The organism is Mesotoga sp. UBA6090, assembly GCF_002435945.1.
In the GTDB taxonomy this organism is placed as follows: domain Bacteria; phylum Thermotogota; class Thermotogae; order Petrotogales; family Kosmotogaceae; genus Mesotoga.
The window spans coordinates 1-21,940 of record NZ_DIXC01000001.1; the positions used below are offsets into that span (position 1 = coordinate 1).

19 protein-coding genes and 1 tRNA gene are annotated in these 21,940 nt (G+C 45.9%); 13 read left to right on the forward strand and 7 right to left on the reverse strand.

Going from position 1 to position 21,940, the window contains the following annotated elements:
- Positions 1–116: 116 nt before the first annotated feature.
- On the reverse strand, positions 117–887 hold the full coding sequence (locus B3K42_RS00005) for a S1 family peptidase (protein WP_110989751.1): 771 nt from the start codon (positions 885–887) through the stop codon (positions 117–119).
- Positions 888–1,053: 166 nt separating this feature from the next.
- Here B3K42_RS00005 and miaB point away from each other — a divergent pair, with 166 nt between their 5' ends.
- From miaB to priA, 3 genes are all read left to right on the forward strand, one after another.
- Positions 1,054–2,358, forward strand: coding sequence for a tRNA (N6-isopentenyl adenosine(37)-C2)-methylthiotransferase MiaB (gene miaB / locus B3K42_RS00010; RefSeq protein ID WP_110989750.1), 1,305 nt, complete (start codon positions 1,054–1,056; stop codon positions 2,356–2,358).
- A 556-nt stretch (positions 2,359–2,914) separates the two neighbouring features.
- Positions 2,915–4,177, forward strand: a complete 1,263-nt coding sequence (locus tag B3K42_RS00015; RefSeq protein WP_414674479.1) for a nucleotidyltransferase — start codon at positions 2,915–2,917, stop codon at positions 4,175–4,177.
- A gap of 3 nt (positions 4,178–4,180) precedes the next feature.
- The gene (gene priA, locus B3K42_RS00020) at positions 4,181–6,457 is read left to right on the forward strand and encodes a replication restart helicase PriA (RefSeq protein ID WP_110989748.1); all 2,277 of its coding nucleotides are present in this window, start codon (positions 4,181–4,183) and stop codon (positions 6,455–6,457) included.
- A gap of 1 nt (position 6,458) precedes the next feature.
- Here the strand turns inward: priA and B3K42_RS00025 are convergent, their stop codons facing one another.
- The 5 genes from B3K42_RS00025 to B3K42_RS00045 all read right to left on the reverse strand — a co-directional run bounded on the left by B3K42_RS00025 (position 6,459) and on the right by B3K42_RS00045 (position 12,571).
- Positions 6,459–7,658 (reverse strand): ABC transporter ATP-binding protein, encoded by a 1,200-nt coding sequence (locus tag B3K42_RS00025; protein ID WP_110989747.1) that lies wholly within the window; start codon positions 7,656–7,658, stop codon positions 6,459–6,461.
- Positions 7,655–8,671 carry an ABC transporter ATP-binding protein gene (locus B3K42_RS00030; RefSeq protein ID WP_110989746.1) on the reverse strand — a complete coding sequence of 339 codons (1,017 nt, stop codon included), beginning with the start codon at positions 8,669–8,671 and terminating at the stop codon, positions 7,655–7,657. Before B3K42_RS00030 ends, B3K42_RS00025 begins: the two co-directional genes overlap by 4 nt.
- A 13-nt stretch (positions 8,672–8,684) precedes the next feature.
- Complete coding sequence (locus B3K42_RS00035; protein WP_110989745.1) at positions 8,685–9,566, reverse strand: ABC transporter permease; 882 nt, start codon at positions 9,564–9,566, stop codon at positions 8,685–8,687.
- Positions 9,567–9,580: 14 nt separating this feature from the next.
- Positions 9,581–10,615 carry an ABC transporter permease gene (locus B3K42_RS00040; protein WP_110989744.1) on the reverse strand — a complete coding sequence of 345 codons (1,035 nt, stop codon included), beginning with the start codon at positions 10,613–10,615 and terminating at the stop codon, positions 9,581–9,583.
- A gap of 114 nt (positions 10,616–10,729) precedes the next feature.
- The gene (locus tag B3K42_RS00045; RefSeq protein WP_110989743.1) at positions 10,730–12,571 is read right to left on the reverse strand and encodes an ABC transporter substrate-binding protein; all 1,842 of its coding nucleotides are present in this window, start codon (positions 12,569–12,571) and stop codon (positions 10,730–10,732) included.
- Positions 12,572–12,743: 172 nt separating this feature from the next.
- Between B3K42_RS00045 and B3K42_RS00050 the strand changes: the two genes are divergently transcribed.
- Positions 12,744–12,818, forward strand: a tRNA-Val gene (locus tag B3K42_RS00050).
- Between the two features lie 21 nt (positions 12,819–12,839).
- Here the strand turns inward: B3K42_RS00050 and B3K42_RS00055 are convergent.
- A complete protein-coding gene (locus B3K42_RS00055; protein ID WP_110989742.1) occupies positions 12,840–13,688 on the reverse strand; it encodes a purine-nucleoside phosphorylase in 849 nt (282 codons plus the stop codon).
- A gap of 120 nt (positions 13,689–13,808) precedes the next feature.
- Here B3K42_RS00055 and B3K42_RS00060 point away from each other — a divergent pair, with 120 nt between their 5' ends.
- The 9 genes from B3K42_RS00060 (at position 13,809) to B3K42_RS00100 (ending at position 21,791) form a co-directional block, all read left to right on the forward strand.
- Positions 13,809–15,551 carry a proline--tRNA ligase gene (locus tag B3K42_RS00060; RefSeq protein ID WP_110989741.1) on the forward strand — a complete coding sequence of 581 codons (1,743 nt, stop codon included), beginning with the start codon at positions 13,809–13,811 and terminating at the stop codon, positions 15,549–15,551.
- A complete protein-coding gene (gene ftsY / locus B3K42_RS00065; RefSeq protein ID WP_110989740.1) occupies positions 15,551–16,462 on the forward strand; it encodes a signal recognition particle-docking protein FtsY in 912 nt (303 codons plus the stop codon). The genes B3K42_RS00060 and ftsY overlap by 1 nt, the downstream gene beginning before the upstream one ends.
- Before the next feature lie 2 nt (positions 16,463–16,464).
- Positions 16,465–16,929: an RrF2 family transcriptional regulator gene (locus B3K42_RS00070; protein WP_110989739.1), complete on the forward strand. Its 465-nt coding sequence runs from the start codon at positions 16,465–16,467 to the stop codon at positions 16,927–16,929.
- Between the two features lie 62 nt (positions 16,930–16,991).
- Positions 16,992–17,468: a pantetheine-phosphate adenylyltransferase gene (gene coaD / locus B3K42_RS00075; protein ID WP_099829134.1), complete on the forward strand. Its 477-nt coding sequence runs from the start codon at positions 16,992–16,994 to the stop codon at positions 17,466–17,468.
- Between the two features lie 78 nt (positions 17,469–17,546).
- On the forward strand, positions 17,547–18,152 hold the full coding sequence (tsf, locus tag B3K42_RS00080; RefSeq protein WP_110989738.1) for a translation elongation factor Ts: 606 nt from the start codon (positions 17,547–17,549) through the stop codon (positions 18,150–18,152).
- Positions 18,153–18,198: 46 nt separating this feature from the next.
- Complete coding sequence (locus B3K42_RS00085) at positions 18,199–18,900, forward strand: uridine monophosphate kinase (RefSeq protein ID WP_110989737.1); 702 nt, start codon at positions 18,199–18,201, stop codon at positions 18,898–18,900.
- A 13-nt stretch (positions 18,901–18,913) separates the two neighbouring features.
- Positions 18,914–20,197 carry a phosphopyruvate hydratase gene (eno, locus tag B3K42_RS00090; protein ID WP_110989736.1) on the forward strand — a complete coding sequence of 428 codons (1,284 nt, stop codon included), beginning with the start codon at positions 18,914–18,916 and terminating at the stop codon, positions 20,195–20,197.
- Between the two features lie 59 nt (positions 20,198–20,256).
- Complete coding sequence (sdaAB, locus tag B3K42_RS00095) at positions 20,257–20,925, forward strand: L-serine ammonia-lyase, iron-sulfur-dependent subunit beta (protein WP_110989735.1); 669 nt, start codon at positions 20,257–20,259, stop codon at positions 20,923–20,925.
- Positions 20,922–21,791 (forward strand): L-serine ammonia-lyase, iron-sulfur-dependent, subunit beta, encoded by an 870-nt coding sequence (locus B3K42_RS00100; protein ID WP_110989734.1) that lies wholly within the window; start codon positions 20,922–20,924, stop codon positions 21,789–21,791. Before sdaAB ends, B3K42_RS00100 begins: the two co-directional genes overlap by 4 nt.
- Positions 21,792–21,940: the final 149 nt, after the last annotated feature.

The window sequence follows — 21,940 nt, forward strand, 5'->3', positions numbered from 1 at the left end:
TAGACCACTGTGGTGGTACGTCTATTTTTCTTTTCATTTTTTCCCTTGTTTGGCTGTTTTCAGATTCATTGCTGTCAAAGTTGAGTCTTTCTGTAATCATCAATATCCTTCTAGAACTACCCAATAGAAAACAGTGCATCTTTTATCTTTTCCACATGAACTCCCCAGCCGGCGTTGAGGAATTGGTTTTCCTCGATTTCCTCTCTGCCTTTTTTTACCTTTGGACTGAAGCCGAGCGGGAGATGCACAGTTCTGCTCTGAATTGCCCAGACTCTCCCTTTCATGTCCACTATTGGGCCACCACTCTGTCCCAGCAAACCTGGTGATGAAGTCTCGATAAACTTTGTGGTCTTCTTTGCTGCCTTGAAGGCCGGTGCTTCAACTGTTCTGGTGTAAATTCCATCGATTGGGTAAAGTGAGGGCAGGCTTTTGCCATCCATCATAAACCTAGAGTTTTTTTCATCAAAGGACGCACGGATTCTGGAAAAGGGGTATCCCACCCTGCAAAGACTTGTCCCTATTTTCATTTCATCTTGCGTCACAAAAGCAGGGTACTCCACTATCTCATCTGGATCAAACGGTTCAAGTCTTCCGATTACCAGGTCATCCTCGGGAAATGGTCTGACATCCTTTAGAACCTTTCCATCTCCACCCCACCAGAACGAATGATTCTCTATCTTCTTTTCTGGCTCAATATCATGCTTTGCCTGCTGTTGTCTATACATGAAGTACGATTGCCAAAGGTGTGCAACGGTGATTATCCAGCCTTCTCTGTTAAGTATCATGAATGTTCCGCAAGTTGCGTTTACCTTTTTAACACCACTTCTCGTTAGGACCACAACTGGTCTTGTGAACTGACTTGCAATTCTGAACGCTTCTGAAAACACAATGCACCTCCGTTTTATTGCTCGCTTCCTTGCTATTACTAGCTTGTTCATTGTAAATGAGGTCAGGAAAATCATTCCAATAGAATGGTAACATAACGTGGTATATCGCTCTTGGCTAATGCGGTACAATTTAGCTGAGCAATGGTATCGGAATAGGAGTGATGTCTTGAAAGTAGCCTTTCGAACATTTGGTTGTCAGATGAACATAAATGATACAGAAGCTATGATGGGTGTCCTATCTGCTGCAGGGTACGGAATCGCCAGCAGCGAAGAAGAAGCAGACGCTGTTATTGTTAACACTTGCGCTGTTAGAGGAAAGTCTGAAGACAAGCTCTATGGAAAGCTGGGACAGCTTAAAGCCCTAAAGAAAAGGAAAGGGAATCTGCTTGTCGGAGTCTGCGGTTGCGTTGCCGAAAAGAACGCGACGGAACTGCTTACTCATAAAGAAGTTGACTTTGTTTTCGGGACGCGAGCGATCACGAGAGTTGACAAACTACTAAAAAGGGCAGAACTGGGAGAGAGATTCATCGAGATGGGCGATTTTATAGACGAGCTCGATTCAGATACCCCTAGAGTGAGAACAAGCTCACATCATGCCTGGATCACCATTATCTTTGGTTGCGACAAATTCTGTTCTTACTGTATTGTTCCATATACAAGAGGAAGGGAAAAGAGCAGAGAAATGGGAGACATCCTTTCTGAGGCAAGAGAACTTGCCGGAAAAGGCTATAGAGAGATAACCTATTTGGGACAGAATGTCGATTCCTATGGTAAAGACTTGAGTGATGGGTCTTCACTTTCAGAGCTTATAAGAGAGACGACTAAGATAGAAGGAATTGAGAGAATCTGGTTTCTCACTTCATACCCAAGAGACTTCAGTGACGAGTTGATCGACGTAATTGCGTCATCCGACAAGATATCTCGCTCAATACACCTTCCTGTTCAGTCGGGAAGCAACAGAATCTTGAAAGCGATGAACAGGGGCTATACTAGAGAATACTACATTGATCTAATTGACCGCGTGAAAAGCGGAATACCCAATGTGACTCTCAGCACAGATCTCATTATCGGTTTTCCTGGAGAGACTGAAGAAGAATATGAAGAAACGGTCTCTTTAGTGAAAGGAGTTAGATTCGAGCGCATCAATCTCGCTATGTACTCACCCAGAGAAGGCACGCTATCTGCCCGAAAGATGGCTGATGATATTCCGCAAGAAGTGAAGACCAGAAGGCTGAATCATCTTCTTGCTTTACAAAAACATATCAACAGGGAAGAAAACGAGAAGTATCTTGACAGAATCATAGATGTAATAGGTGAAGGCAGGATCAAAGGAAATGGCAAGATCTACGGAAGGACAATGAACAACAAAATTGTCATCTACGAAGCTCAGCCTGAACTGATAGGCAAATCTGTTAAGATCAGAATTGAAAGGGTTTCGGCCGGACCCTTGTACGGGGTGTTGGTCAGATAGACGAGTGAGGACGAAGGGCGAAACGAGGTTGGGGGTAGCGGCTCGGTGGTAGGAAAGAGCAAAGGAACTAGTTAGTCGTTGAATGGTTCTCCGTTCACCGGGAGAACCTGTTATTCGTTCCAGAGCGAGGATCTGTTCTTAGTTCTTGGTCAGACCGTTTATTCAGAGAGTAGAGAGAAGGGGAAAGCTTAGAGGGCAAGCAAGGATCTGGGGTCTCGAAAAGCTCTTTAATCCCCTCTCGAGAGGGGGTGTGTGCACGTCAAGAACGGACCTCATGTTTAGAACGAGGTATCTGACGTTTCTTTACTTTAGGGCTTGCAACTTGGAACTGACAACTTGCAACTACTCTTGCGAATGACGGGTCTATGATCTTGGACGAAGGACTAAGGACGGCCCTTTTCAGCATTACGGTATGTGAGGTTCTCAGACTGCCAAACACCGCCATGTAGATAGCGGCCTTCGGAAGTCCCTCACTACGTCATCTGACTGAACAGAAAACGATGTCGCCGGAGCACTATACATGGGAGGTTCATATATGAAAGTACTCGGTCTCGTTGTGGAATACAATCCCTTTCATAATGGCCACCTTTATCATCTTTCACAATCGAAAGAGATTGTGAAGCCGGATGTCACCGTTGCTGTGATGAGCGGCAATTTTGTTCAGCGAGGAGAGCCGGCGATTGTCGAGAAGTTTGCAAGGGCAGAAGCAGCTCTAGAGCAAGGCGTCGACCTGGTTCTCGAATTGCCGGTAGTATATTCCTTGCAGGACGCCGGAGGGTTCGCAACGGGATCGATATGGACGCTTGATCATGTTGGAGTAACAGATGTCGTTTTTGGGAGTGAGACAGACGATATAGACCTCATGAAGGCCGTGTCCAAAGTTCTGATCAAAGAACCCGAACACTATCAGGATCTTCTGAAGAAACATCTTAAGACTGGTCATTCATTTCCTAATGCCAGAAAGTATGCTCTGAGAGACTTTATTCATACTGAAAATGCAGCTCTTTCACACCGAATAGAAGAGATAGGTTCATCCAACAACATCCTGGGTGTGGAATACCTGAGAGCGATTCAAGAGATAAAGAGCAAGATGATTCCCCACTCAATAAGGAGAGTCGGGGCTTCTTACACTGATGAAGAGCATCGTGGAGAATTTTCTTCCGCAACGGCAATTAGAAGGCTGATTCAAAATGGCGATATCGAGAGCGCTTCTCAAACAATGCCAAAGGAATCATTAGATATAATCCTTCGGGAAATAAGATGCGGTAGAGGTCCCGTTTTCAAGGAGGATGTTGAATCCTTTTTCATTTCCTTCTTCAGGCTCTTGTCAAGAGAGGATTATTGCAGATATTATGGGTTTGTCGAAGGTCTCGACGCGAGATTTCAAGATTGTTCCATGGAAGGAAGTCTTGAAAGGTTTCTCCACTGCGTCAAGTCGAAACGGTTCACCTTATCTAGAATCAGACGGCTTATGTACTATCCCGTCTTTAGATTCTCCGATGATCTAATAAGAAAAAGCAACAAACTCGGCCCTCAATACATTCGGATACTGGGCTTCAATGAAAAGGGAAGAACTCATCTTTCGAACATCAAGCACTCAACGAAGATCCCAATAATAACCACGGCTTCTTTATGGAGAAAAGTAGTAGACAAATCTCTTAAAGAAGAAATGAAGATAGATGTTGACTTGCTTGAGGCACAGCTAAAGAGGGATTTCAAGGCCGTCAGATTTTACTCAAGTCTCCACAAGTATCCCGAAAGCAGAGCAAGAGGCTCTGACCTACTATCACAAATCGTTTACCACAGACAGGAGCAGTAGTCAATGCTAATCCAGGTCGCGATCTCAAATTCGCCTCTATATGACACATACACTTACAAGGCTAATGAACTTTTAGAACCTGGTGAGAGGGTCGAAGTCAATTTTGCCGGACGCAACACTATCGGTTATGTTGTATCGCTGGAAGGTAAGACGGGGAAGTACAGAATCAAGAGTATCAACAAGAGAGTCGATGAACGTTCCTTCCTTTCATTAGAGGATATTAAGCTTGCGGAGTATGTAATGAAGGAGTATCTTGCACCTCCAGGCAAAGTATTCGACCTTTTCTTCCCGCCTGGAAAACTTCTAGCTGTCGATGAATTCATCGTTCCCATTTCCGAAAGCTTTGAATTCCCCCCCACTCAAAAGGACAAGTTTATCAAAGAATTCGGTGAAGGCAAGCTTAAGGAGCTTCTGGCTTCACGAGAAGTCAAGATCATGCACAGCTTCGAAAGGAAGACTCCAAAAAAGCGCAAGACAAGGCGAGTATCGTTAACAAAGAAAACCGGGCTACTGAATCAAGACCTAACACCCCTGTGGCAGATCATAGTTGACTATCTCCTTTCTGTTGAATCAGAGGAAATCTCCGAGCTTGAAAAGAAACTTGAACTAAGAAGCAGAAGCCCGATCGAAACACTGATTTCTAAGGGGATACTCACGGCCGAGGAGTGTGAGGAAGACGATTCGCACTGGGTAATCCCTGCGGTAGACGAACTCAGCGGAAGCCAAAGAGAGGTTTATAGAGAAATAATGGAGAGCGAATCAAAGGCTTTTCTCCTTCACGGATTGACCGGTACGGGCAAAACAGAGGTCTATTTCAAGGTCATGGAATACTGGCTCAACAGAGGTCGACAGATCCTGTATCTCGTTCCAGAAGTTTCCTTGACTCCCCAGCTCCTTGCAAGAATAAGAGGTGCTTTCCCGGGAAGGGATGTTAGACAATACCACAGTTACCTGCCGAGAGGCCAGCGGCAGAGAATTTGGTTGGATGCTGTGGAGCAGAATGTCGATATTCTTGTCGGTACAAGGAGTTCACTTTGGGTGCCGATGAAGAACACGGGTTTGATAGTGGTTGATGAAGAGCACGATTCCAGTTTCTACCAGCAGAGTCTTCCCTATTATGATGGGGTTGAAGCTGCCTTGAAAAAGGCTGAGCTGCTAGATATACCTATCATTCTTGGGTCCGCAACACCAAGAGTTGGACACTATCACCTGGTTGAATCTGACAGACTTTCTCTACTCCGTCTAACAGAAAGACCTGTCGGATCCTTTCCCACAATCGAGATAATCGATATGAAAGAAGAGAAGAACCCTATAATCAGCAAAAGGGCACTAGAGGAAATCAGACAAACGATTTCTGCAGCAAAGCAAGTCTTTGTTTTCGTCCATAGAAAAGGATATTCAAATTATGTCGTCTGCTACACATGTGGAAACACAGTTAGCTGTCCTCACTGCTCGGTCTCCATGACATATCACAGAAGCGATAATTCGCTTAAGTGCCATTACTGCGGCTACAAAGAACCCGCACCTAAGTTTTGTCCCGTTTGTGGCTCAATGACTCTCTCTGCACGGGGCTTCGGAACAGAGAGAGTAGAACACGATCTGCAAAAGTATTTCCCTTCAGCAAGAATCATGAGAATGGACAGAGAGACGATCGACAACCCCATTTCATATGAAAAGGCCTTACTCGAAATCTCACGAAAGGAATGTCAGATAATTGTAGGTACAAAGATGATAACCAAAGGCCTTGACTTTCCCGATGTTGAGATGGTTCTTATAGTCGATGCAGATAGACTGATGAGCTTTCCCAGTTACGACAGTCCCGAGACAGCCTTCCAGCATATTGCGCAGGTTAGCGGACGCTCAGGTCGAGCAAGCGTAGGAAAGGCTTTCATTCAAACTTTCAATCCAAACAACAGAATAATGAAAGCTGCCTTCGAAAGGGACTATGAAACCTTCTATTTAGATGAAATAACTCTCCGAAAGGAGTTGAATAACCCACCTTTCAGTAAAATTGCGGAAGTGATATGCTACGGAGAGACTGAGGACGAGAGCGGACTGTTGGCCGAAAAGATCGCAGAAGAAATAAGGCAAGCGAGAATCGATTCGATCGAGGTATTTGGCCCAGTCGCTCCGCTTCTTTCAAAGCTCAAGAATTCCTACAGAATGAAAGTTACCGTAAAGCTTCTGCCAGAAGCGAACTGCGAATTTCTCCAGAAAATACAGAAGAAACATCCCGCCGATGTCCAGATAATTATCAACGGCATCGGCGGAATAGTGTAGTTTAGAGTCCTCTTTTCAGTTCTCCCGGGAAGAAACAGGAAACGTAATGACCTCCACCTACATCTTGCAGTTTGGGTTCTTCTTTCGAACAGACGTCCTTCGCAATGGGACACCTCGGATGGAATCTGCAGCCTGAAGGTGGGTTTATCGGACTGGGAACATCCCCTTCAAGAAGTATTCTTTGCTTCTTCTTTTCGGGGTTAGCCTCTGGAATCGCCGACATCAAAGAAACCGTGTAAGGATGGAGCGGGTTACCGAAGAGCTTCTTCTTGTCTGCGAGCTCGGCGATCTTTCCAAGATACATCACTGCAACACGCTTGCTTACATGCTTCACGACTCCAAGATCGTGCGCAATGAAGAGATATGTAAGTCCAAACTCCTTCTGAAGATCGCTCAAGAGATTAAGAATCTGGGCCTGGATCGACACGTCAAGCGCGGAGACGGCTTCATCGCAGACGATGAGCCGCGGATTAAGAATCAGGGCTCTTGCGACACCTATTCTCTGTCTTTGGCCTCCGCTGAACTCGTGAGGAAATCTCGACATGTGATCTTTTGAAAGACCGACTTTGGTCATGATGTCAGCCACCATATCCATTACATCTCTACCTGTAGCGAGACCGTGAATTCTTGCACCTTCACCGATAATATTCTTGACTCTCATTCTTGGATTCAAAGAAGAAAACGGGTCCTGAAAGATAATCTGAGCGTCTCTTCTGAATGCCTTTCTCTTGTCTTTCCTGTTTCCCAGAAGACTCTTCATGAATTCACCGCTATCTTCGTTGAATTCTTTGAAGTACTTCTCGGCCATCTTTTTGTCAAAGTCGTTGTCAAAAGAGCTCAAGGCGGCTTCAACAGAGCCTGATTTTGCTTTCAAATCGGAAAATTTCTCGACGTATGTCTTTTTCAAGTATTTTCTGGCCTTCAACAAGGGCATGAAAAAATGTGTTGTATCCTCATCTCCGACGATTATTCTTCCCGAGGTCGGTTCGTAAAGCCTGAGAACAGTCATACCGGCAGTGGTCTTACCACAGCCAGACTCGCCGACCAGTCCGAGTGTCTCCTTTTCGTAGATATCGAAACTGACGTCGTCAACGGCCTTAACCTGTGCAACAACTCTTCTGAAGACTCCAGCTTTTACTGGAAAATACTTCACGAGTTCATCTGCTCTGAGAAGCAACTTGCTTTCGTTCGGAATGCTCATGCGCTCTCACCTGCCCTCGATACTTTGATCGTTTCAATGAGCTTATCTATATGCCAGCAGGCAGCAGTGTGTTCATTCTCTATTTCTACTAGAGGCGGCTCTTCCTTTCGACACTTGTCTGTGGCGAGAGGGCATCTTGTGTTGAACCGGCATCCATCGGGGAAATCAAGAGGGTCGGGAACGACACCGGGGATGTTATAGAGAACCTCTTTATCTTCATCCAGTTTTGGTATTGCATTCATAAGCCCCCATGTGTATGGATGCCTTGGATTCTTGAAGAGAGTATGAACATCAGCATATTCAACAACCTTTCCGGCGTACATCACTACGACTCTCTGAGCCATCTCCGCAATTACTCCCAGATCATGAGTGATCATTACAAGAGCCATACCATACTGATCCTGAAGAGACTTCATGAGCTCAAGAATCTGCGCCTGAATAGTCACGTCAAGAGCAGTCGTGGGCTCATCCGCGAAAAGCAGTTTGGGATTACAGGAGAGAGACATCGCTATCATCGCTCTTTGGCGCATCCCTCCAGAGAGTTCGTGGGGATATTCATCGATCCGCTTTTCAGGTTCGGGAATTCCAACCTTCTTCAGCATATCTATTGCCATCTCACGTGCCTTCTTTTCGTCAACATCCTGATGAAGCAAGATAGCTTCCATTATCTGGAATCCTATCGTGAAAACCGGATTTAGAGCCGTCATGGGTTCCTGAAAAATCATAGCCATATCGTTTCCCCTGATCTTCATCATCTTTGACTCAGGAATCGCCATGATATCTTGGCCGTCGAAAAAAATCTTACCGCCCGCTATCTCTCCCTTCTCGTCAAGAAGTCTCATAATAGAGAGCGATGTGACACTTTTTCCACAGCCAGATTCGCCGACGATTCCAAGCGTCTCGCCTGGGAAGACCTCAAAGGTCACCCCATCAACGGCCTTAACAACCCCATCTTCTGTATGGAAATATGTTCTTAAGTCTTCTACCTGCAACAGCGCTTTCTTCTCATCCATGACTCAAACCCCCTCAGCTTCTCATTCTCGGGTCGAAGATATCTCTCAATGCATCTCCGACAAGGTTCCATGCAAGAACGAAGAGCACCATGGCAGTACCTGGGAAGACTATAGCAAACCAAGATTGGTCAAGCATCGTCATCCAGTTCCTTGAAAAGGACAGTATCGTTCCCCAGTCGGCATAGCCAGGCTCTGCTCCAACTCCCAAAAAGCTCAGTCCTGCCGCAGTGATAACATAAGAACCGATTCTCATCGACATCTGAACAACTACCGGGAAAATCGTATTTGGAAGAATATGTTTGATAATAATTACCCAATCCTTCTGTCCAAGAGCTTTTGCTGCGAGAACATATTGCTCTTCTCTCGCTTGAAGGATATTTCCTCTAATCAGACGCGCTGTGCTCATCCAACCGAAGATTATCAAAGCAATTATAACTTTGTCTAGACCTTTGCCCAGAATCGTTGTCATGACCATTGCAGCAACCAGGAAGGGAATCGACAAAAAGATGTCAGTTATCCTCATAAGAATTTCGTCGACCCACCCGCCGAAGTACGCAGAGATCGAACCGACAATAACTCCAATCAGGGCGGCAAATCCAGTGATGATCAAGCCAAGTCTAAAAGCCGTTCGTGTTCCCCAGACCACACCGTAAAATACATCTCTCCCACCGATAACCCCAAAGGGGTGTTCGGCTGAAGGCGCTATCGGTTTCGATGACCAGGAGGCTCTTGGAATCTGATAGTTGTCTCCCATTTCATTAACTCCAGCAATCTGAGGGGCGAAGATCGCTATGACTATGAAGAAAAACAGGAGACAGGTTCCCAGAACGGCTGTGCCATTCGTCCAGTATTTCTTCATTACTTTTCTGAACTCACTCTTTCTCTTTGCTGGCATTCGCATCTTCCCCCTTACTCTAGACGAATTCTTGGATCAACGAGGGCGTAAGAGACATCGACGACCAGATTTCCTACAACCATAATAAAGGAGAAGAACAGAGCTCCGCCAATTATCGACCAGTAATCTAGAAGGCTCGCAGCATCCGCGAGAAATCTCCCCATTCCTACACGCGAGAAAATCGTCTCAACAAACACTGTTCCTCCGAGCAAGCCCATTACCGATCCTCCGGCAACGGTTATAACAGGAATCATGGCATTTCTCTTAGCGTGCTTATTTATGACTATCCTCTCAGGCACGCCTTTTGCTCTCGCCGTTCGGATATAGTCCTTCCTGAGAACTTCAAGCATACTTGAACGAGTAATCCTTAGCAAATAAGCCCACCACAGATAAGCAAGAGTTAGAACAGGGAGAATAATATGTCTCAAAGCGTCGATGAATATATCAAGTCTGCCGTTAAGAAGCGCATCTATTGTCGGCATGCTCGTTATGTTCTTCCATTCTGCGGTCCTCATGACCAAATCATACTGAGTACTGACCATCCCGGGTGGAAACCAACCAAGAATTGAGTAGAAGACAAGAAGGAGCAAAAGCCCAAAGACAAAATCAGGAAGAGACCAACCCACAAGGGCAAAGACCCTTATGAATTGATCTGTAAATTTGTTTTGATTAACGGCTGAAATCACTCCCAACCATATGGCAACTAGAACTACCGGGACAATTGCATAGATTGCCAACTCCAGTGTATAGGGGAAGCGCTCTAGCATCGAAGGAAGAACGCCTTTCTTTCCAACCATTGAGTATCCAAAATCACCCTGAATAACATTGCCTAGCCATTTCAGATATTGAACAGGCATAGGTTCATCAAGACCATATTTCTTTATAAGTCTTTCTGCCGCATCGGGTGTTTTCAATGCTTCCGGACTCTTCACATAAGAAGCAAGTAACCTGTCTGGACCAAGCGCCCAGATCATTGCGAAGATGATCAAAGTAACACCAATCATTATTAATGGCAGCAAAAGGAGCCTTCTGATTATGTAGGCAGTCACCTGAGTATCACCCCTCTTTCATCAAAACAAAAACAATAGTCTATTATAATCCATATCTCCAGTCAAAAAAAGAGCCGGGTAAGAAGGCCCCGGCTCTCTTCGGGATATATTCAGTTACTGATTTTTGGAAAGCTGGTAGTAGTAGAATCCAGATCTTACTAGATGCGGATACCACCCTTCAACCCAAGGCGCCCTTACGTTAAGACCCGTCGGCATATACAGGGGAATACCGATTGCAGCATCAATAACCTTTTCCTGGACGCTTCTATAGAGATTGAATCGCTCTTCGTTATCGACAGATACTGCTGCAGCGCTTATTTCGGCATCTACATTTGCAGCTGCCCATTCCTGGAAAGGTTCGCCCTGTCTTGAAGCGTAAACTCCATAGCTTGCGTAGTAAGTAGCAATGAAATTGTGCGGGTCAGGATAGTCTGCCAGCCAGCCTATAGTGAACAACGGAAGGAACCCATTCCTCTGGGCTGCTAGATAGGTCGGCCACTGTACTCCAAGAGGTTCGACTTTAAACTTCGGATTGACTGAATTTACAAAGTAAGCAAGCATCTCTGCTATAGTCTGTCTAGCATCGTTACCTGTATTGTACAGAAGCTGAATCTTGAATCCTTTTTCCCAGACTTCTCCGCCCCAGGCCTGCTTGAACTCGGCGGCGGCCTTTGCAAGATTGAATTCTGGAAGAGGAAGAGTTTCATCATATCCAAGGAAACCTTTCGGGAGATCTGATGGGACAAGCTCTCCAAGACCATTCAGGACTTCATCTACGAATGTTGCCCCGTCATAGCAGAATGAGAAAGCTCTTCTAACATGAATGTCCGAAAAGAAATCTCTTGGAACGCCATTTCCATCAAGCTTTCCACTTCCAAGATACTCGCTACCCTCTGTAACAAGCCAGTTAAAGTGAAGAGACGTGATGCTCGCAGTAGGGTAACCCTTTGTCACAACGGCTTTACCTTCAGCTGCAAGAGCCTCTGCCTGATCCAGATAAGGAGCGCCAAAGTACGCAATGTCTGCATCTCCGGCTTCGAAAATCGCCTTCCTTGTGGAGAATTCGTCAACGCCCCAAATAACGACATTCTTTATTGCAGCTGGGCCTGCCCAGTAGTCGTCAAATCTTTCGAGAACTACCCTCTGCTGAGCTGAATCCCAAGCAACCAGCTTGAAAGGACCAGAACCTGCTTCGGCATTATGGAATGGACTTTCCTGTGGTTCTAGGTCATGCCATTTCCACCAACCATCTGCTTTGCCGTCCCAAGCACCGTTTTCGATTCCCCACTTGGAGTCGGTAATGGCAGCCCAAGATCCGAAATGCGCTATTGTATTCAGAAATGGACCCCACGCAGCGTCAAGAACGAAAATTACATTATTTCCATCGACTTCGACTTTAGGATCAACGACTTCTTCATAGAACGAAATCAGCATCGCCTTTGCTTCTTCAGATGTCGGATTTCTTTCCGCATCCACTGCTTCTGAATAAGCCATTCCAGCGTAGTGTTCAAACCAACCCTCTACGCTTGCAAAAGAACCAGCGGTGAGTGCCTCAATTATCATCCACTGAGGTCCTCCTGACGGATCACCGAGTATGTATCTCTCGAATGAGTATTCCACATCTGCAGGAGTCAGCAAATTACCAGTATGGAACTTGACGCCTTCTCTGATTGGGAAGGTGAATACAGTTCCTTCTGGGTTTACAAGGCCATTTTCGGCACTAGGTACTTCGGTCGAAATCATCGGCAGATAGTCTGTGACTGATTCACCGTCATACTGGATTAGGTTCTCATAAAGGTTAAGAATAACTTCTCCACTTGCGGTGTCATATGAGTGGAGCGGATCAAGAGTCTCCGGTTCACTAATAGTGAGATTAACGAATGTTTCTGGGTCGCTTGCAAACGCAGTAAAAGCTAAGAAAAGCACAGTAAGTGTTACCAGTAAAATCTTTTTCACTAATGTTGCCCCCTTTCAAAATAGAGATGAGTGTGATAGTACAATTATAATCTATGGAGCCTCTAAATTCAAAATGCCGTTAACCTGTACGTATTATTTCGTAATGCAAATCAACTTCGCGAATTATTCTATTGACAACGCTCTTAAGACGATGGTAGAATCAATCTTGTTCGGGTGCGTAGCTCAGTGGAAGAGCGCTTCCTTGACGAGGAAGAGGCCGTAGGTTCAATCCCTACCGCACCCACCAGAGGGGAGAGATTGTCTCTCCCTATATTTTTTCTAGAGTCTTAAGTATCAACTTACTCATATCGCTTCCCGCTCTCTTAGCCATTTCAAGGACTTCCTCGGCTGTGAGAGGCTTCAAATCGTCGGGAACGGCTCTATCCGATATCGCGGAAAGGCCGAGCACTCTGATACCTGCGTGACGCGCCACTATAACTTCCGGCACGGTCGACATACCCACAGCATCTGCGCCAAACCTTCTCAGCATCCTTAATTCCGCAGGAGTCTCGAAGTTTGGCCCTGCCACACCAACATAAACTCCTTCATAGACACCCACGCCAAGCTCTTTAGCAGAAATAAGAGCCTTGTCAAACAGATCGCTGTCTATGGGCTCGCTCATATCCGGGAACCGAGGACCCCATTCATCGACGTTTTGACCTATCAGAGGATTATCACCCATGAAGTTTATGATGTCTTTGATGAGCATGATTCTACCCACTTCGAAATCAGGGTTGAGACCGCCCGAAGCATTGGTGATCAGAAGTACTTCTACACCCAGTTCTTGCATTATCCTTATTGGGAAGGTCACAGTTTTCATGGAGTAACCTTCGTAAAAATGAAAACGCCCATTCATTAGCATCACATTGTGGTGAAGGGCATTTCCGAAAGTTAGTTCGCCCTTATGACCGGGAGCAGTTGACAACGGGAAGCCGGGAATCTCATCGTAAGGAATTGAAACGGTATTTTCAAGGCTATTAGATACATCTCCAAGTCCGCTGCCTAGAATCACTGCAACTTTTGACTTCAGCTCAACTTCCTTTTCAATGAAACGAGCAGCTCTCTTCACGTTCTCAACATAATCCCTGAGCTCTTCTTGAAGTACAGAAATACTCATGCTCGTCCTCCTTATAAGTCATATACTTTATTATATCAAAACGTCAAACAGCTTGCTGGAACTATGCTATAATCTCACTGAATTAGTCCTGATTAGCTGAATTTCGAGAGGAGAGATCTGATGAGGTTTTCACAACTCTATGCTCCAACATTAAGAGATGCTCCGGCCGATGCAGACCTAGTAAGTATCAAGCTTCTCGTTCGTGGTGGATTTGTCAGAAAAGTTGCCGCCGGTATCTACTCATTCCTTCCGCTTGGTCTCCGGGTTCTCAAGAAGATTGAAGAGATCGTTCGTCAAGAGATGAACGCAATCGGTTCTCAAGAGATTCTGATGCCAATCATACAGCCGGCAGAATTATGGCACGAGACAGGCAGATGGGACGACTATGGCCCCGAGATGATGAGAATGAAGGACAGGCACGAGAGGTTCTTCACGCTAGGACCTACCCATGAAGAGATCATAACCCATCTTCTAAGAAACGAGCTTAATTCATACAAGCAGCTTCCTGTATCTCTCTTCCAGATTGCAATGAAATACAGGGATGAGATTCGTCCGAGATTCGGCCTCATGAGATCAAGAGAGTTCCTGATGAAGGACGCCTACAGTTTTCACGATTCATGGACTTCTCTTGACGAAACATATAGACAGTTTTACGGAGCGTACAGCAAGATTTTGGAGAGAATAGGACTCGAATTCCTGGTTGTAGAAGCCGATTCTGGAGCAATAGGTGGAAATGAATCCCATGAATTCAACGTGCTTGCTGATTACGGAGAATCGACTTTGCTTTACTGTGACTGCGGATACGCTGCTTCAGATGAAAAGGCGGAGTACCTCTTGAAGGAAGAGACCCAGGAAAGGAAAACCTCAGATTTGCAGCTAGTTCCAACACCGAATTCCAGGACTGTGGAGGAAGTGGCAGACTGCCTGAGCGTAACCCCAAAGGACATTGTGAAATCACTCATTTATAAAGGTAGAAAAGGGTACTATATGGCTCTAATTCGTGGAAACGAAGAGCTCAACGAATCGAAGCTCAAGGCTGCCCTTGAGGATCAGACTCTTACCATGGCGACCCCTCAGGAAGTACTGGACCTGTTAGGGGTGCCGATCGGCTTCGTTGGTCCGATTGGACTTCCCAAGAATGTAGCAATAATCGCCGATCATACAATCAAAGGTTTGAATAACGCGGTTTGCGGAGCTTTGAAGGAAGGATACCATTACTTCGGCGTTCTTCCCGGCCGTGATTTCGAGATAGACTCCTGGCATGATTTGAAAGTGGTGAAAGAGGGAGATCCGTGTCCCAAGTGTGGAATTCCAATGAAGTCCGCTAAAGGCATAGAGGTAGGACACATCTTCAAGCTCGGAACCAAGTATTCGGAAAAAATGAACGGATACGTAACCGATGATCAGGGTAATAGTATTCATTATATTATGGGCTGCTATGGCTGGGGAGTGTCCCGAACCATAAGTGCCATAGTCGAGCAGTTACATGACGAAAATGGAATAATATGGCCCCTGTCCGTCACTCCGTTCGAAATCATAATAACTGCCGTAAATGCTAAGGACCCTGATGTCCTGAAGAAATCTGAGGAAATATACGAGCTTCTGATTAAGGAGGGCTACGATGTTCTCCTTGACGACAGGGAGATTTCTCCTGGAATGAAGTTCAAGGATGCCGATCTCATTGGGATTCCCATAAGAGTCACTCTGGGAAAGAAACTTCAGCAGGACATTGTTGAGGTCAAAGCCAGAACTGAAAAGAAACCGCTTGAAGTCAGCATCCAAGAAGGACTTGACCTTCTTCTCGAGGAGATAAGGAAAGAGCTGTCAATGTATAGACCGGTTGGCATAGTGGGGAACGAATGATGGGTGCCTTTTCTAAACTAAAGGATAGCCTGAAGAAAACAAGAGAAGGCTTTTTCAAGAGAGTGAAGAAGCTCCTGTCTTTCGAAACGCTTGATGCAGCTGCTCTTGAAGAGATTGAGGAGCTACTTATCCTGTCAGATATGGGCTCTGAAACGGTCGAAGAGGTAATTGAAGCGCTCAGAGAGAGAACAGAGAAAGGTAGAGAGCCTGTAGAGGTATTGAAGGAAGTGCTGATAGAAATTCTTGACATACAATTTGAAGTTCCACAAGCAAAACCATACGTGATCTCTGTTGTAGGTGTAAACGGCACCGGAAAGACCTCGACAATAGGCAAGCTTTCAAAGCTTTACTCCATGAACGGAAAGAAGGTTGTCCTTGCGGCATGTGATACTTTCAGAGCTGCCGCCGTTGAACAGCTGAGAATCTGGAGCGAGAGGGCAAATGTTGATTTCATAAACCAGGGACAGGGTGCCGACTCGGCCGCCGTTGCTTTCGACGCAATAAGCCACGCGGTCAGCAAAGGGAAAGATATCGTCATAATCGATACTGCGGGGAGATTGCACACGCGAAGCAACCTGATGGAAGAACTGAAGAAAGTGCACAGAGTGATCGGCAAGGCATCACCAGGAGCTCCGAGTGAAGTTTTGCTTGTTCTGGATGCCACTACTGGACAGAACGGTCTGGTTCAGGCAAAGAAATTTAAGGAGGCCGTCGACGTAACCGGTATTGTCTTAACCAAACTTGATGGCACGGCAAAGGGTGGAATAATCTTTGCAATCGTCAAGGAACTTGGAATACCGGTGAGATACATAGGCGTCGGAGAGAAGGAAGACGACTTGAAGCCCTTCGACAACAGGGAATTCGTGAACGCTCTTCTGTCTTCCGGGGAAGAGAGTTCAGAGGAGGCTTAGAAATGGGTTTTACACTTAAGAGCAGTTACGCTTTGAGAGCACTTTATAAGATGGCAAAGTCGACCCGTGAAGGAAAGGAAAAACTCTCGCTTGTGGAGATCGTACAGGGCAATGAGATCCCAAGAGACTTTTTGGAGAAGATCTTCGGAGAGTTAAGACAAGCGGGAATAATAAAGGCAGTGAGAGGCAGATACGGAGGATACTGTTTGGCAAGACCCGCCAATGAGATTCTTCTGAGAGACGTGATACTCAAGCTCGACCGACCAATGAACTCGTATGCCTGTCTTCAGCAGAACGGCAAGTGCCTTGAAGATCCCGACTGCACCGTAAAGTATGTATGGTTTAGACTATATAACGCAATGATGAGGGAATTGGGTTCAATGACGCTTGAAGATCTTCTTATCTACGGCGACAAGATTAGCGAGATTCCCCCAGAGTCTTACAAAATACCGGAGAACCCCAGGTAACAGATTATGAAAGGAGGGGCGCCTGTCTCAAACAAGTCGGAATGACTAGGCGCTATTTGAAGATGAAGGCCGTTTATCCCGGTTCTTTCGATCCCATAACATATGGACACATAGATCTAGTCGAAAGGTGTAGCGAAATCTTCGACGAAGTTGTAGTGCTGGTCATGGAAAACGTTAATAAGAGACATTTCTTCAATCATGAAGAAAGAATCGGAATGGTTAGAAGGGGAGTGTCTCATTTAAGGAACGTTACGATCACAACCCATAGCGGTCTGCTCGTTGATTTTGCCAGAGAAAACGATGTTAAGGTAGTCATTCGTGGTCTTAGGGCTGTGTCTGACTTTGAGTTAGAACTTCAGATGGCCCACGCGAACAAAGCAATGCTTCCTGAACTTGAAACCCTCTTTCTCATGACTGAGACCACAAACTCCTTCATATCTTCGTCCATGGTTAGGGAGATTGCGGCGTTCGGCGGAGATATTTCGAAATGGGTTCCGCCCTGCGTACGTGAAGAGTTCAGAAAGAAACTCGGAAGATGACTTAACATCGTGGAAATTAATATCGGTTTAACTGAGTTATAATTTTCCTTGGAATTTAAGTGGAGGAGGACATAAAAGATGGCAAATATTACCAGCGATATGGTAAAGAAGCTCCGTGATGCCACTCAAGCAGGCATGATGGATTGCAAGAGAGCACTTGTCGAAACAGATGGTGATTTCGACCAGGCAAAGGATTACCTGAGAAAGAAGGGCATACTAAAGGCAGATAAGGTTTCGGGAAGAGAAACGGCCGAGGGACTCGTTTACTCTTATATTCATCACAATGGCAAGCTCGGTGTGCTACTTGAGCTTAACTGCGTAACAGACTTTGTGGCAAGAATGGAGGAATTCAAAGAACTTGCCCACAAGATAGCCCTTCAGCTGGCAGCGATGGGAGCACGATTCATCTCCCGCGAACACGTGCCTCAGGAGGTTATCGATAGAGAGAAGGAAATATATGCCGAACAGATGAAAGATAGCGGCAAGCCTGCAAACATAATCGAAAGAATCGTAGAAAGCAAGCTTGAAAGCTTCTATAAAGATAACTGCCTGCTAGAGCAGGGATACGTATTCGAGAATGAGAAAACGATCAACGATCTCCTTGTTGAGTTGATTGCCAAGACCGGCGAAAATATCAAGGTCAGCAGATTCGTCCGCTGGCAAGTTGGAGAGTCAGAAAACTGAGTTAGGAAGGTGAGCCGGATGCTCACCTTTTTTATTGGAGGTGCTTATGTATAGGAGAGTACTCTTGAAACTCAGCGGCGAGGTCTTGAGCGGAGAAGGTGCGAGAGGGTTTGATTCAGGCAGAACCGCCTTTCTTATTGAAGAGCTCCGACCTGCAGTTGAAAAGGGAATTCAGCTCGCGATAGTTATCGGAGCAGGAAACATAATAAGGGGACGCGAGCTTTCCGAAATGAGAAGCTCGCGAGCCGACGAACTAGGTATTCTTGGCACGATAATGAATTCACTCTACCTGAAGGAATCTCTCTGCATGAATGGGTTTGAAGCGATTGCGATTTCTTCGATTGCAGGAATTCCATCTCTTCTTGAGCACAGGTACGACACAATAGAAGACGCGCTCAACACGGGAAAGATTGTTGTATTTGGCGGGGGCACATACCTTCCGTTCTTCACAACTGACACTGCCGCAGCAGTAAGAGCGGTAGAAATCGGGGCTAACGTTCTAATTAAGGGCACAAAGGTTGACGGAGTGTATGATAATGACCCGAAAACCAATAAAGAAGCCAAAAGAATCGACAGAACAACATTTTCCGAAGCGATCGAGAGCAGGCTTAAAATCATGGATATAGAAGCCTTTTCGATCTGTCAGAGGTACGGCCTGCCAGTCAGAGTTATTGATTTCTTTAACAAGGGTAATCTATTCGATGCTATAATTGGCGGGAAAACAGGTACGTTAGTTTTACCTGATTAGTGGAGGTGGAGAAATGTACGCTCAGATTGTAGATCTAATAGCGAGAGAGGTTCTGGACTCACGGGGAACACCTACGGTTGAAGCCGAAGTTTGGCTGGATGACGGGGGTCATGGAAGAGCGATAGTCCCTTCGGGAGCATCAACAGGCAAGTTTGAGGCCCTTGAGCTCAGAGACGGGGATAAGAAGAGATATCTCGGAAAGGGAACGCTGAAAGCAGTTGAAAATATAAACGAAATAATTGCCCCGGAGATTATCGGAATGAATGGCTTTGATCAGACAGGTCTTGACTCAGCTCTTCTCGAACTCGACGGAACCGATAACAAAGATAAACTCGGAGCAAACGCCATTCTTGCAGTTTCAATGGCAGTTGCAAGAGCTGCAGCCGACAGTATCGACACGCCGCTATACAAGTATCTTGGCGGAGTCAATTCTAAGACTCTCCCTGTCCCATTCATGAACATCGTAAATGGCGGCAAACATGCCGATAACAACCTGGACATTCAGGAGTTCATGATAGTTCCTGCAGGGTTCAATCATTTCAAGGATGCCCTCAGGGCTGGAGTCGAGGTCTTCCACAATCTGAAGAAGATACTTAAGGATAACGGCCACGTGACGGCTGTGGGCGATGAAGGTGGATTTGCGCCTAGCTTTGAGAATAACGAAGCTGCGCTGAAATACATAACCAACGCAATTGACGCAGCCGGTTACAAAGCAGGCGAAGAGATAATGATAGCCCTCGACTGCGCTGCCAACGAATTCTATAATGAGGACAGAGGTCTTTATAGTATCGATGGAAAGGAGTTAACTCCAGATCAGTTGATCGAGTACTACTCGAACCTGGCAAAAAGATATCCAATAATATCCATCGAAGATCCGTTCGCCGAAGAAGATTGGGAGAGCTTTGCGAAGTTTACAGCTGCGATAGGTGATCAAGTCCAGATAGTCGGTGATGACCTTTTCGTGACCAACATCAAGAGGCTAGTGAGGGGTGTCGAGAAGAAGTCAGCTAATTCCATCCTCATAAAACTGAATCAAATTGGATCGGTTACAGAGACGCTTGACACAATCGAATATGCTCAGAAGCACGGGATGACCTGTGTTATTTCCCACAGATCCGGAGAGACCGAAGATACATTTATATCTCATCTTGCCGTCGCTGCTAACACCGGGATGATAAAGACCGGTTCCGCATCCAGGACGGACAGAATCGCCAAGTACAACGAGCTTCTAAGAATCGAAGAGGAGCTTGGAGAACAGGCCGAATTCAGAGGAACCGCCTCTTTCTATAATCTATAAGTAATCTGCATTGTAACGCGGAACCATTATGGTTCCGCGTTTTCATTGGAGGCAGAGCAATGTTGCTAGACATAATTGGGCCTGCAATTGTTGGACCATCTAGTTCTCACACAGCGGGAATGGCAAGGCTCGGCAGAGCCTTTCGGTCCCTGTTTTCTGGAGTGCCTAGTGAAGTTAGATTCACTTTGAATGCCCCCCTCTTTGCAACCTTTAGAGGCCACGGGACTGACAGGGCACTCATAGGTGGGATAATGGGAATAAAGGAAGCTGATCCAAAGCTAAGAGAGTCTTTCCGGATAGCTAAAGAGAAAGGCATATATTTCACATTCGAGGAAGAAGATATGGGAGATCTCCACCCAAATACTGTTAGAATCAACGGAAGTACCGGAGAACTATTTCTTAGTATGACCGGTGCCTCGATCGGCGGTGGTTCGATAAGGATCGCTTCGATAAATGATTTTGATACAGACGTCTCTGGTAAATACCCTTCCTTCGTAATCTTGAATGCCGATATCCCTGGGGCACTCTCCCAGATAGTAGGAGAGATTTCTTCAAGCGATATGAACATCAGCAATCTCTTCCTCTCAAGGGTTGATCCTTTCAGAAGAGAGGCCCTTTGCGTCGTTGAACTCGATAATGAACCAGACGAAAGCTTGCTAAGTGCGATCAAAAGGCTGCAGGTAGTCAAGAAAGTATCCTATCTTGAAAGGCTGGATTCGTCAATATGATAATGAAGTTCGAAGACCTTGTGAAGGCTGCAAGAGACTCCGCGACAGCGCTGCATAAAGTGGTGTCGAACTGGTACATGATGAACACCGGAAATGATCCCAAAGTTGCCGAAGAGACCTCTAGAGGACTAGTGAGAGAAATGTTGAATTCCTACCAGAGCAGATTGGAAAAACCGGAGAAATCGCTAACTGGATGGGTTGGAGACAATGATGCAAAGGCAAGAAATCACATTCCCGAATTTCTTAGTCCGCTGGTTTTCTCAGGAGTAAGCATTGCTCTTTCGATGTCAGAACACAACGCAAGCATGGGAAAGATCGTTGCTTGCCCAACTGCAGGCGCCTGTGGGGTCGTTCCAGGAGCACTGCTCTCACTTCATATGGATCTGGGTATTGATCTTGACACCCTTGGGAATGCTTTGCTCGTTTCTGGAGCAGTTGGAGAAAGAATCAAAAGAAGGGCTTCCATTTCCGGCGCAATGTCTGGTTGTCAGGCGGAAGTAGGAACTGCCACTGCGATGGCATCTGTAGCGATAATCTATGCAACGCACCCCGAAGAATACGGTGCGCTGGAAAACGCTCCGGCGCTTGCACTTAAATCTTTGATGGGACTTGTCTGTGACCCCGTAGGCGGCTTCGTCGAGATCCCCTGTGTAAAGAGAAACGCTTTCGGAGTATCGATCGCCTTCACGGCAGCGGAGCTTGCCCTTGCCGGCATAAAGTCAGCTATCCCCTTTGAGGAAGTGGCAGACTCTCTTGGAAGAGTTGGAAGAAGATTGCCCGAAGAACTTAAAGAAACGGCCAGGGGCGGAATAGCAATAACTCCGACCGCCAAGAAAATGGTAGCCGATTTTCTCGGTGGAGCGTAATGCATCATAATTAAATCTACTCAAGAGAGAGTCAATGCATCAAAATAGAATCTACTCGAAATCGAATTGAAGGGAATTAAGAACACCTCCCTTTGACTTAGATTTTAGTATTTGTATGTCAACCAATAATTCCTGAGAATGTGCTATAT